Raw genomic sequence first — 12217 nt, 5'->3', positions numbered from 1 at the left:
TCACTTCCCGAAATGGCTGAAGCCGCTCGTCGGCACCGGTTCGCCGTCGAGGCTGACCCCGTGGCCTGCTCTCATCTCTCCGATTCTCCGCCAGCCTACCGGAGGCGTGTCGAACGGTGCCGACGACGCGACGAAGCCATGGTCCTCTCCCCCGTTCAACACCCAGCCCAGTGCCAGCTCCTCGGCGCCCGCTGCGTCGTCCCCGAGGAGGTGACGTGCCGCAGGCAGCACCGGATCGATGAGATCCTGCAGGTCGGCGCGGTCGATGCGAGCATGAACTCCCGACGCCGAGGCGACCCGTCCCAGGTCCGTGCTCAGCCCGTCGGAGACGTCGATCATCGCCGAGGCGGCCCGCATCCGCCCGGCGGCGGCATAGTCCGGCTGGGGTGCCAGCTGCGTGTCGATGAGGCGTGCGAGTTCGAGGTCGGTCCCAGACATGTCGGGGGCGGTCCCAGACATGTCGGGGGCGGCCCGGGACGTGTCGTGCTCCGCTCCGGCCCACAGCAGGTCGAGTCCGGCGGCTGCGCGGCCGATGGTCCCGGCCAGATAGATCGCATCGCCCGGCCTCGCTCCGGACCGGGTGATCGCCGCATCCTTGCCGATGGCTCCCAGTGCGGTGATCGCGACGACGATGAGTTGCGACGAGGAGAGGTCGCCGCCGATGATCGGGACCTCGCAGCCGAGTTCGACGCCCGCACGGCCCGCCTCGGCGACGATTCCCGCGAAGAGCGCCTCGAGGTCCTCGATGTCGGTCGAGTTCGGAATCGCCAAGGACACGAGCAGGCCATGCGGCTGGGCGCCCATGACGCACACGTCGGAGAGATTCTGCGCCGCGGCCTTGACGCCCAGCCGAGACCAGTCGAGCCATGTCCGGGTGAAGTCCTCGTTCTCGACGAGCATATCCGCCGTGGAGACGAGGTCGGCGTCGACCGCCGTCACGGCGGCATCGTCGCCGGGTCCGATGATCACCTGCGAACCGCTTCGATAGTGGGAGAGGATGCGTTCGAGCACGTGTGATTCGCCAAGTTCGGACAGTCGGGTCATCCTCCAAGGTTATCGGGAGATACGGTGGTTGTATGAGATCTCGCCGCCTCCGCCAGTCGCATCGACCATCGGCCGGGACGACGCGCACCTTCGCCCTCGCCGCAGTTGCCACGGTGTTGGTCGGGCTGAGCCTGGCAGGGTGCTCCCGGACGGTCGTCGTCGAACCCGCCCAGGACGCGCAGAATCCCGATTGCGCCGACATCATGCTCCGCCTGCCGGACGAGATCTCGGGTGAGAAGGAACGCACGACATCATCCCAGGGCACGAAGGCCTGGGGGGACCCGAACATCGCGGTCGTACGCTGCGGAGTCGCTCCGCCCGGACCGACCACCGATCGCTGTGTGAGCGTGAGCGACGTCGACTGGATCTCGAAGGCCTCCGAGGAGAGCGATACGTGGGTGTTCACCAGCTACGGTCGCACACCCGCCGTCGAAGTGCTCGTCAACCGCAAGGCTGAGTCGGGAAATGATGTGCTCGCTGCCATCTCACCGGCACTGAGCGCCGTCAAGCCCGAAGCGAGATGTGTGGGAGCCGAAGACCTCGACAGCTGAGCCGTCGGCCGGGCCCTCAGTGAGTGCGGGCGTGATCGACCAGGGCGATGGTGATGAGTTCCGAGATGAGCGCCGGGTATTCGATGCCCGAGTTCGACCACATGAACGGGTACGCCGAGGTGGGGGTGAAACCGGGCAGGGTGTTGATCTCGTTGATGAGCACCTCACCCGAGTCCGTGACGAACGTATCGACCCGGGACAGACCGGTGCAGTCGAAGAGGCGAAACACCTTTGCGGACAGTTCCCGGATCCGCGCCGTCGTCTCATCGTCGACACGTGCCGGGCAGGTCAGCTGCGCATCGGCGAGGTCGAGGTACTTGGCCTCGAAGTCGTAGAACGAGTGCTCCCCGGAGACCTCGATCTCCCCTGGGAACGAGACTCGAACCTCACGGTCGTGCACGGAGCCGAGCACCGCACACTCGATCTCACGGCCGACGACCTGTGGTTCGACGATGACCTTGGAATCGTGGACGAAGGCCGAGCGCAGCGCCTGGTCCAGGCCCTCGACGGATTCGACGCGGCTGACCCCCATGGATGATCCCGCCCGGGCAGGTTTGACGAACACGGGCAGCCCCAGGCCGGCGATCCGCTCCTTGGCCTCTGCCTGTTCGGTCTCCCACATGGTTTCGGTCACGAGCTCCCACGGGCAGGTCGGGAGCCCGGCGTGGGCCATGAGTGACTTCGTGTAGTGCTTGTCCATGCTCGCCGCCGAGGCGAAGACGCCCGAGCCGACGAAGGCCGTGTCGCTGAGTTCGAACAGACCCTGCAGGGTCCCGTCCTCCCCGTACTGACCGTGCAGGAGCGGGAAGAAGACGTCGACGGACCCGAGTTCGGTGTACCGGCCCTCCGCGTCCCGGCGCAGCAGGGGCGAACCCTGAGCGGAGATCGGCGGTATGATCTCGGTCCCGTCATCGACGACCTCGGGCATATCTGCCGGGTCGAAGGCCATCGTCGACCAGTCATCGACGATGCGCCAGACCCCGGCCTTCGTGATGCCGATCGGCAGGACACGATAGGCATCTTGGTCGACGGCCCGGATGACCCCGGCAGCGGTGACGCAGCTGACGGCGTGTTCGCTCGATCGTCCGCCGAAGAGGACTGCGACGAGTGGCCGGTGATCATTTTCAGGCATGGAGATCCTTGGTCGTATGCGCGTGACCGTTTGTACGGACTGGAAAACTCTAGCTCACTTGAGCTCGAACGTGCATTCCAGCCATGCACGGGCGATGCCCTTGAAGAACATGTTGAATCCGGCGAAGGCCGGCGACGCCGACTCGTCGAGGCCCAGCGGTTCCGACAGAGCGGTGACGATGAAGAAGTAGCGGTGCGGTCCATGTCCCTGAGGCGGCGCTGCGCCGACGAAGCGCGGCTGGCCGGCGTCATTGCGCAAGGTCACGGTCCCGGCCGGCAGAAGGTCCGCCGAGGGGTCCCCGGCATTGGCCGGAAGGCTGGTCGTCGAGGCGTCGAGGTCGGTGACGACCCAGTGCCAGAAGCCGGATCCGGTCGGTGCGTCCGGATCGAAGCAGGTCACGGCGAAGGCCTTCGTCTCCTCGGGGAAGCCCGACCACGACAGCTGCGGCGACACGTCCTGGCCGCCGTCGACTCCCATCGCACCGGAGAGCTGGGCGCCGGCCAATTCGGCACCGCTCTCGACGTCCGTGCTGGTGAGGGTGAACGTCGGAAGATCGGAAAGATTGTAGAACGGTGAGTTTGCGCTCATGTCTGCTCCTTGTCGTGTGAAGTGCCGTGTGGTCGTGGAGGCGGTCAGGCCGGGGGCCCCTCGTGCTTACGCTTCCGAGACAACAGCAAACCGGCGAGTTCGTCAACCCGCAGCCGTCCGCCGAGGACGGCACACACGGATTCGGTGATCGGCAGATCCACCTCGTACCTGCGCCCCAGGGCGAGAACGGCGGGAGCCGACTTCACTCCCTCAGCGGTCTGCGAGGTGTGGGCGATGACGTCGTCGAGGCTCATGCCCTCGCCGAGGTGGCGACCGAACGTCCGGTTCCGCGACAGCGGCGATGCGCAGGTGGCGACGAGGTCGCCGAGTCCGGCCAACCCGGAGAGAGTGTGGGCCTCGGCGCCCATGGCCGCAGCCAGCCGGGAGGTCTCGGCCAGTCCGCGGGTGATGATCGAGGCCTTCGAGTTGTCGCCGAGCTTCTGGCCGTCGGCGATGCCGACGGCCAGGGCGATGATGTTCTTCACCGCACCGCCCATCTCGACGCCGACGACGTCGGTGTTCGTATAGGGCCGGAAGTACCCGTTCGCGCTGATCTCGGCGACCACCTCGGCGGTGTCGATGCTCTCGGATGCGACGACGGTGGCGGTGGGTTGGCGGTCGGCGATCTCCCGGGCGAGGTTCGGCCCGGACACGACCGCGATCTGGGCCGGATCCACCTCGGCGACTTCTGCGACGACCTCTGACATCCGCTTGCCCGTGTCGACCTCGATGCCCTTCATCAGGCTCACGAGCTTGACCCCGGGGCGCAGGTGCTGCTTCCACCGGCCGAGGTTGACCCGGAGGGACTGCGCGGGCACGGCGAGGACGATGACCTCGGCGTCGGTGACGGCGGCGATGTCGTCGGAGGTGGCGGCGAGCAGTTCGGGCAGGACCCGATCCCCCAGATACCGCTCATTCGTGTGGGAGGCGTTGATCTCCTCAGCGACCTCGGGCCGGCGAGCCCAGAGGGTGACGGGGAATCCGGCGTCGGCGACGACGGCGGCGTACGTGGTCCCCCACGATCCTGCGCCCAGCACTGCGGTCTTCTCGACGCTCATTCGCCTGCCTCCTCGTTGTGGAATCGTGCTGGCAGCTCCCGACCCGAGAGCTGCCCGACCATGGTCGCGATGGTGTTCGTCAGTCGTTTCGTCAGCAACGCCTTCGAGCGTTTCTCGTCTCGATGATCCCACAGATCGGTGTAGTCCAGCGGCGGCCCGAAACGGACGACCGATGTGTGGCTCAGCGGCTTGAACGTCGGGACCTTCGCCCCACGGGGAAAGACCCCGTTGAGCCCCCAGTGGGCGACCGGAATGACCTGGGCCCCGGTCTCGAGGGCCAGGCGCGCGGTCCCGGACTTGAAGTGCTGGGGCCAGAACGCTTCGTCCTTCGTCAGCGTGCCCTCGGGGTAGATGACAACGGTCTCTCCCTTGGCCAGGGCTTCCTTCGCGTAGTCGAGGGAGTCACCGGCCTGCGCCGAGGCCCGCAGCACCGGGATCTGCCCGAGACCCTTGAGGATGAGGCCCAAAGCGCCCGAGAACAGGGTCGATTTCGCGAGGAAGTGAGGGACCCGACCGTTGCGCCACACGGCGAGGCCGACGAGGATCGGATCCAGATGGTTCGCATGATAGGCCGCGACGATGGCGCCGGTGCCCTTGGGCGGCAGATTCTGCGAGTCCTCGACGGTCATGCGCGTCGCCGTTCGCATGAGCCCGTAGGCCGAGGTCGCCGCGAAGAAGGCCACACGCCTCTGGGAGCGCACCGAGGCCGGGTCGAAGGAGACGAGCTCCCTCTCGGCTGTCTCCTCGCTCATGCAGAGACCTCGGCACCGAGGCCGGTGAGCTTGTCGAGGAAGTTCTCGTATCCGCGGTTGATGAGTTCGATGCCGTGGACCTCGCTGGTCCCGCGTGCGGCCAGGGCCGCGATGAGGTGGCTGAATCCGCCGCGCAGGTCGGGCACGTCGATGCGGGTTCCCTTGAGTTCGGTGGGTCCGGACACCACTGCCGAATGCTGGTAGTTGCGGCGCCCGAACCGGCACGGCGTGCCGCCGAGGCACTCTCGGTAGAGCTGGATCTGGGCGCCCATCTCCCGCAGGGCCTGGGTGAAGCCGAAGCGATTCTCGTACACGGTCTCGTGGATGATCGACAGCCCCTCGGCCTGGGTCATCGCGACGACGAGAGGCTGCTGCCAATCGGTCATGAAGCCCGGATGGACGTCGGTCTCCAGGGCGAAGGAGGTGAGCCTGCCGCCCGGATGGCGGAAGCGGATGCCGGTCTCCTCGACCTCGAATTCGCCGCCGATGCGACGGAAGACGTTGAGGAAGGTGATGAGCTCCGGCTGGGAGGCTCCCTCGACGAAGATGTCGCCGCCGGTGGCCAGTGCGGCCGAGGCCCACGAGGCGGTCTCGTTGCGGTCGGGCAGCGCCCGGTGGATGAAGCCGCGCAGGGACTCCACGCCCTCGATGCGCACGACCCGGTCGGTGTCGACGGTGATGATGGCGCCCATCTTCTGCAGCAGGGCGATGAGATCCATGATCTCGGGCTCGATCGCCGCATTGCGCAGTTCGGTCACGCCTTCGGCACGGACTGCGGTCAGCAGCACCTGCTCGGTGGCGCCGACGGAGGGGAAGGGCAGTTCGACCTTGGTGCCCTGCAGACGGCCACGTGCGGTGAGCATGATGCCGCCGGATGTCTTGTCCACCTCGGCGCCGAACTGGCGCAGCACGTCGAGGTGGAAGTTGATGGGCCGGTCACCGATGTGGCAACCGCCCAGGTCGGGGATGAAGGCCTGTCCCAGGCTGTGCAGAAGGGGCCCGCAGAAGAGGATCGGGATCCGGGAGGACCCGGCGTGTGCGTCGATGTCGACGATCGAGCCCTGTGCCATCCGGGCGGGATCGAGTCGAAGTTCACCGTCGGGCTGCTCTCCGTCGGCTCCGGATGTGACCCGCACCCCATGGAGCTCGAGCAGACCCGTGACGATCTCGACGTCCCTGATCTGCGGCACCCCTCGCAGCACGGAGGGCGTGGCCCCCAGCAATGAGGCGACCATGGCCTTGGGAACCAGATTCTTGGCTCCTCTGACCTGAACGGTTCCACCCAGCGGATTGCCGCCGCGAACTTCGAGCATGTTCCTCCCTGCGTCACACGTGCGCCCGGTGGGATCCGGACGTGTCCGAGACAAGTCCGGACTCGTCCAAGACTAGCGCAGTCGACGCATGCGACTCCTGCGGGAAGGCTCAGACTTTCGCGGGACGACTCAGACCTTCGCCGGCAGCGTCTTCGGTTTGAACTCCTGGCGCCGGGACTCGAAATCGGCGATTTCGGCCTCCTTCGCCAGGGTCAGGCTGATGTCGTCATGACCCTCGAGCAGACGCCAGCGTGTGTAGTCATCGATCTGGAAGGACACGGTGACCGAGTCACAGGTCACGGTCTTCTCATTCAGGTCCACGGTGATCGAGGTCCCCGGGTGGTTCTCCAGGATCTTCCAGATCAGCTCGATGTCGTCCTGCTCGAGCTGAGCGGCCAACAGCCCCTCCTTGCCGGAGTTGCCGCGGAAGATGTCACCGAAGCGGGAGGAGAGGACGACGCGGAATCCGTAGTCCTTCAGCGCCCACACCGCATGTTCGCGGGATGACCCTGTGCCGAAGTCGGGGCCGGCCACGAGCACGGTGCCGGCCGCGAAGTCGGGGTCGTTGAGGACGAAGTCGTCGTTGCTCCGCCACCGGTAGAACAGGGCGTCTTCGAATCCGGAGCGGGTGACCCGCTTGAGGAACTTCGCCGGGATGATCTGGTCGGTGTCGATGTTGGCGCGGCGCAGCGGAACGCCGATGCCGGTATGTGTGCTGAAAGCCTCCATGAGTCGGACTCCTTAAGCGTTCGCCGAGGTGGGGGTGGGGGTCAGTGTCAGCGTGGGCTTCTCCTCGGTCCACGCCACCGGCTCGGCGTCACGGGGCAGGTCCGTGACGTCGCCGGGCGAGGACAGGGTTCCGCGCACCGCGGTGGCCGCGGCCACGAGCGGGGACACGAGGTGGGTGCGCCCGCCCTTGCCCTGACGGCCCTCGAAGTTGCGATTCGAGGTCGAAGCGCAGCGTTCGCCCTCGGCCAGCTGGTCCGGGTTCATGCCCAGGCACATCGAGCAGCCGGCGAAGCGCCACTCTCCCCCGAAGTCCTTGAAGATGACGTCGAGACCCTCGTCTTCGGCCTGCAGGCGGACCTTCGCCGAGCCGGGGACGACCATGAAGCGGACGTTCTCGGCCTTCTTCCGGCCCCGGACCACCTCTGCGGCGGCCCTCAGGTCCTCGATGCGCGAGTTCGTGCACGATCCCAAGAACACGGTGTCGACCTCGATCTCGCGCAGCGGGGTGCCCGGTGTCAGCCCCATGTAGGTCAGGGCGTTGGCGGCCGAGGCCTTGTCGTTCTCGTCGGCGAAGTCATCGGGTGAGGGCACGGAGGCCGACAGCGGCAGGCCCTGGCCCGGGTTGGTCCCCCAGGTCACGAACGGTTCGATGTCCTTGGCCTCGAGGACGACCTCGTGGTCGAATTCCGCGCCTTCGTCGGAGTAGAGGGTCTTCCAGTATTCGACGGCCGCATCCCAATCTTCGCCCTCCGGAGCGTGCGGACGGCCCTTGACGTAGTCGAACGTGGTCTCGTCCGGGGCGACCATGCCTGCCCGGGCGCCGGCCTCGATCGACATGTTGCAGATGGTCATCCGCGCTTCCATCGACAGCGCCCGGATCGCCTGGCCGCGGTATTCGAGCACGTAACCCTGCCCGCCGCCGGTGCCGATCTTCGCGATGATGGCGAGGATGATGTCCTTCGCACTCGACCCTTCGGGCAGTTCGCCGTCGACGGTGATCGACATCGTCTTGAAGGCCTTGAGGCTCAGCGTCTGGGTCGCGAGCACGTGCTCGACCTCGGAGGTGCCGATGCCCAGTGCCAGCGCGCCGAAGGCGCCGTGCGTGGAGGTGTGGGAGTCACCGCAGACGACGGTGGTGCCCGGCTGGGTCAGGCCCAGCTGTGGGCCCACGACGTGGACGATCCCCTGATCGGCATCGCCGAGGCTGTGCAGCCGGACACCGAACTCCTCGGTGTTCTTGCGCAGAGTCTCGATCTGCGTCGCCGAGGTGGGTTCGGCGATGGGCTTGTCGATATCCCAGGTCGGAGTGTTGTGATCCTCCGTGGCGATCGTCAGGTCCGGGCGGCGCACCGGGCGCCCGGCGAGTCGGAGTCCGTCGAATGCCTGCGGGCTGGTGACCTCGTGGACGAGGTGGAGGTCGATGTAGATGAGGTCGGGCGCACCGTCTTCGCCCAGGGATACGACGTGGTCGGCCCAGACCTTCTCGGCCAGAGTGCGTGGCATGGTTCCTCCCGCTGGTACAGGGGTCGCCTGTACGTGCTGACTGCTGCGACGGCCCTGTTCGGGCCTTCGTGACATTCGATATGGTCTCTCGACAGGCCACGATGTGGCCTCAACGAGTGCGTACAGGCAACTTACTCCTCCGTATCGCATTTCGAACTTGCATCTCGCCCACTGAGACGGGCACAATGGTGTCTATGACAAGCAATGGTAGCGGCGTCGGAGTCATCGACAAGGCCGCAATGGTTCTGTCCGCCCTTGAGGCCGGGCCCGCTTCACTGGCCGAGCTGGTCTCACTGACCGGACTGGCAAGACCGACAGCCCACCGCCTGGCCGTTGCACTCGAATTCCATCGCATCGTCGGTCGTGATCTGCAGGGCCGCTTCGTCCTCGGACCGCGCCTGGCAGAGCTCTCCTCCGCCGCCGGCGAGGACCGCCTGCTCGCCGCCGCCGGACCCGTTCTCGGGCAGCTGCGCGACCAGACCGGAGAGTCCGCCCAGCTCTTCCGCCGCCAGGGCGATCTGCGCCTGTGCGTGGCAGCGGCCGAACGGCCCGTGGGTCTGCGCGACTCGGTGCCGATCGGCGCCACCCTGAGCATGCGCGCCGGCTCCGCCGCCCAGGTCCTGCTGGCCTGGGAGGAACCCGACCGACTGCACACCGGACTGCGCGGTGCGCGCTTCTCCGCGACCATGCTCTCCGGCGTCCGTCGCCGAGGCTGGGCGCAGTCCATCGCCGAACGCGAACGCGGCGTCGCCTCCGTCTCGGCACCCGTACGCGGACCGAGCAATCGCGTCGTAGCCGCCGTGTCGATCTCCGGGCCCGTCGACCGCCTGACCCGTCAGCCCGGACGGCTGCACGCGAAGTCCGTCATCGATGCCGCACGCACGCTGACCGAAGCTCTCATCAGGGGCTGAAGACGACTCCATGATCGCCGCGCAGAGACGAAACGTGATCATCGAGACGATCGAACGAGACGGTGCGGTCTCCATCTCCGCCCTCTCCGATCTGCTGAGCACCTCGGCGGTCACGGTCCGTCGCGATCTCGACCAATTGGCCGACGAGGGCCGCCTGACTCGCACCCACGGGGGCGCCGTCCTCTTCTCCAGCGCCCGCGAGTCGACGTACGCGGAGAAGCTGGAACAGGCGCTGGCGGAGAAGACAGCGATCGCGCGGGCCGCGGCCAGACACGTGCGCAACGGTGACGTCGTGGCGCTCGGCCCCGGCACCACGACCGAGCTGCTAGCCAAGGAACTGCGCGAACGCTCCGGCATCCGCATCGTGACGAACTCCCTCCTCGTCGCCGAGGCGATGGTCTCCTCCCCCGACATCGAAGTCATCGTCGTCGGCGGAATCCTGCGACATTCGATCCGCGCCTTCGTCGGCGGCGGCACGGTCTCGCAGCTGATCGGGCTGAGAGCGGACACGGTCTTCCTCTCGGGCAATGGGCTGGCCGCGGACTTCGGACTCTCCACTCCCGCGTTCCCCGTCGCCGATACCGACCGGGCCATGGCGGCCGGAGCCGGGCGGGTCACCGCGCTCGTCGACCATACGAAGGTCGGTCTGCGCTCCTCGGTCCTCACGGTCCCCACCGAGGAGATCGATCAGCTCATCACGGACTCGACGAGCGAGGGCGCCGAGCTGGAGGCGATGCGCAGCGCGGGTGTCGATATCGAGGTCGTCTGAGCCTCCGACGACCGGATCGCCGCCGAGGCTGCGCAGCGACCGATCATAAACAATCAAAACTTTTCAGGTTCGTTCACTAGCGATCAGCCGATCTGTCCTCTAGAGTGTCCGTTTGAGGTGGCTTTCATCACAAGGGGCCATTCGCCGAAGACGTTGGAGGACCCGTGGAAGATATCCGCTTGGACGCCCAGTGGATCGACTATCTGCTCATCGCCGTCTACTTTCTCTTCGTCCTCGGCATCGGCTGGTTCGCCAAGCGCGGCGTGTCCTCGAGCATCGAGTTCCTCCTCTCCGGGCGCAGCCTTCCGGCGTGGGTGACGGGCCTGGCCTTCGTCTCGGCCAACCTCGGTGCCGTGGAGATCATGGGCATGTCGGCCACCGGCGCTCAGTACGGCATGCCGACGATGCACTATTTCTGGATCGGCGCCGTCCCGGCCATGCTCTTCCTCGGCGTCGTCATGATGCCCTTCTACTACGGATCGAAGGTCCGATCCGTCCCGGAATTCATGCGCAGGCGCTTCGGGACGGGTGCGCACCTGGTGAATGCGCTGTCCTTCGCCTTGGCACAGATCCTCATCGCCGGTGTGAACCTCTTCCTCCTCGGCACCATCGTCAATCGCCTCCTCGGCTGGCCGCTGTGGATCGCGCTGATCGTCGCCGCCGCCATCGTCCTGTCCTACATCACGTTGGGCGGTCTCAGCGCAGCGATTTACAACGAGGTGCTCCAGTTCTTCGTCATCGTCGCGGCACTGCTGCCGCTGACCATCATCGGCCTCAACCGTGTGGGCGGCTGGGACGGCCTCGTGGAGAAGGTGAGCAATGACGGCATGCTGGGTGCAGAGCAGCTGAGCAGCTGGCCGGGTGAACAGCTCTCCGGATTCGACAACCCTGTGCTCTCGGTAGTCGGTATCGTCTTCGGGCTCGGCTTCGTGCTCTCCTTCGGCTATTGGACGACGAACTTCGTCGAGGTCCAACGGGCCATGGCCTCGAAGTCCATCAACGCCGCGCGATTGACTCCGATCATCGGCGCATTCCCGAAGATGCTCATCCCATTCATCGTGATCATCCCCGGTATGATCTCCGCGGTCCTCGTCACCCAGATGAGCCAGTTCAAGCAGATAACGAACAGCGCCGGTGAGGCTGCCGCGCAAGCTCAGACCGGCGTCACCTACAACGACGCGCTCCTGCTGCTCATGCGCGAGGTCCTGCCCAACGGGCTCCTGGGCATCGCGATCGCCGGCCTCCTCGCCGCGTTCATGGCCGGAATGGCGGCGAATATCTCCGCATTCAACACGGTCTTCAGCTACGACCTGTGGCAGCAGTACGTGGTCAAGGACCGCGAAGACGGGTACTACCTCAAGGTCGGCCGCTACGCGACGGTCGGTGCCTGCGTCGTCGCGATCTTCACCGCCCTCATCGCCGGCAACTTCGCCAACCTCATGGACTATCTGCAGACGCTGTTCGGCTTCTTCAACGCGCCGCTGTTCGCCACATTCATCCTCGGTATGTTCTGGAAGCGCATGAGCGCAGCCGCCGGCTGGGTCGGCCTGGTCGGTGGCACCCTCTCGGCCGTCGTCGTCTTCGTCCTCAGTGAAACCGGCGTACTCGATCTGCCCGGGCAGGGGACGGCGTTCCTCGCCGCCATCACGGCCTTCGTCGTCGATATAGTCCTCTCGGTGATCGTCACCTTCAGGACCGCACCGAAGCCCGCCCATGAGCTGCGGGGGCTCGTCTATTCGGAGACGCCGAAGGCCGACTTCGAGGACCTGAACGAGCCGAAGCCCCCGATCTGGAAACGCCCGGTGCCCGTCGCGGGTCTCGCACTGGTGCTGGTCATCATCCTCAACGTGGCCTTCGGGTGAAGGAG

Annotated in this window: 12 protein-coding genes; 4 read left to right on the top strand and 8 right to left on the bottom strand. The window is 66.4% G+C overall.

What is annotated here, in order from left to right; genetic code table 11:
* Positions 1-1044, bottom strand: coding sequence for a thiamine-phosphate kinase (gene thiL / locus BKA07_RS09375; RefSeq protein WP_167950669.1), 1044 nt, complete (start codon positions 1042-1044; stop codon positions 1-3).
* A 32-nt stretch (positions 1045-1076) separates the two neighbouring features.
* On the opposite strand from thiL, the gene BKA07_RS09370 reads away from it, so the two are divergent.
* Entirely contained in the window at positions 1077-1595 is a 519-nt protein-coding gene (locus BKA07_RS09370) for a DUF3515 domain-containing protein (protein ID WP_167950668.1), read from the top strand.
* Between the two features lie 16 nt (positions 1596-1611).
* Here the strand turns inward: BKA07_RS09370 and BKA07_RS09365 are convergent, their stop codons facing one another.
* The 7 genes from BKA07_RS09365 to leuC form a co-directional block, all read right to left on the bottom strand.
* A complete protein-coding gene (locus BKA07_RS09365) occupies positions 1612-2727 on the bottom strand; it encodes a D-alanine--D-alanine ligase family protein (protein WP_167950667.1) in 1116 nt (371 codons plus the stop codon).
* 54 nt (positions 2728-2781) lie between these two features.
* Positions 2782-3315, bottom strand: coding sequence for a YbhB/YbcL family Raf kinase inhibitor-like protein (locus tag BKA07_RS09360; protein WP_167950666.1), 534 nt, complete (start codon positions 3313-3315; stop codon positions 2782-2784).
* 44 nt (positions 3316-3359) lie between these two features.
* The gene (locus BKA07_RS09355; protein WP_167950665.1) at positions 3360-4373 is read right to left on the bottom strand and encodes an NAD(P)H-dependent glycerol-3-phosphate dehydrogenase; all 1014 of its coding nucleotides are present in this window, start codon (positions 4371-4373) and stop codon (positions 3360-3362) included.
* A complete protein-coding gene (locus BKA07_RS09350; protein ID WP_167950664.1) occupies positions 4370-5125 on the bottom strand; it encodes a lysophospholipid acyltransferase family protein in 756 nt (251 codons plus the stop codon). Before BKA07_RS09350 ends, BKA07_RS09355 begins: the two co-directional genes overlap by 4 nt.
* Entirely contained in the window at positions 5122-6438 is a 1317-nt protein-coding gene (murA, locus tag BKA07_RS09345) for a UDP-N-acetylglucosamine 1-carboxyvinyltransferase (protein ID WP_167950663.1), read from the bottom strand. The genes BKA07_RS09350 and murA overlap by 4 nt, the downstream gene beginning before the upstream one ends.
* A 129-nt stretch (positions 6439-6567) precedes the next feature.
* On the bottom strand, positions 6568-7167 hold the full coding sequence (leuD, locus tag BKA07_RS09340) for a 3-isopropylmalate dehydratase small subunit (protein WP_167950662.1): 600 nt from the start codon (positions 7165-7167) through the stop codon (positions 6568-6570).
* Positions 7168-7179: 12 nt separating this feature from the next.
* Positions 7180-8670, bottom strand: coding sequence for a 3-isopropylmalate dehydratase large subunit (leuC, locus tag BKA07_RS09335; protein ID WP_167950661.1), 1491 nt, complete (start codon positions 8668-8670; stop codon positions 7180-7182).
* A 194-nt stretch (positions 8671-8864) separates the two neighbouring features.
* Here leuC and BKA07_RS09330 point away from each other — a divergent pair, with 194 nt between their 5' ends.
* From BKA07_RS09330 to BKA07_RS09320, 3 genes are all read left to right on the top strand, one after another.
* Complete coding sequence (locus BKA07_RS09330; protein ID WP_167950660.1) at positions 8865-9581, top strand: IclR family transcriptional regulator; 717 nt, start codon at positions 8865-8867, stop codon at positions 9579-9581.
* Positions 9582-9615: 34 nt separating this feature from the next.
* The gene (locus tag BKA07_RS09325; RefSeq protein ID WP_167950659.1) at positions 9616-10350 is read left to right on the top strand and encodes a DeoR family transcriptional regulator; all 735 of its coding nucleotides are present in this window, start codon (positions 9616-9618) and stop codon (positions 10348-10350) included.
* A gap of 164 nt (positions 10351-10514) precedes the next feature.
* Positions 10515-12212 (top strand): sodium:solute symporter family transporter, encoded by a 1698-nt coding sequence (locus BKA07_RS09320; protein ID WP_167950658.1) that lies wholly within the window; start codon positions 10515-10517, stop codon positions 12210-12212.
* Positions 12213-12217 lie beyond the last annotated feature (5 nt).

It is taken from the genome of Brevibacterium marinum (assembly GCF_011927955.1).
Taxonomy (GTDB): Bacteria; Actinomycetota; Actinomycetes; order Actinomycetales; family Brevibacteriaceae; genus Brevibacterium; species Brevibacterium marinum.
Note: the sequence above shows the minus strand (reverse complement) of the source record. Positions and strands in the feature narration are given on the sequence as shown.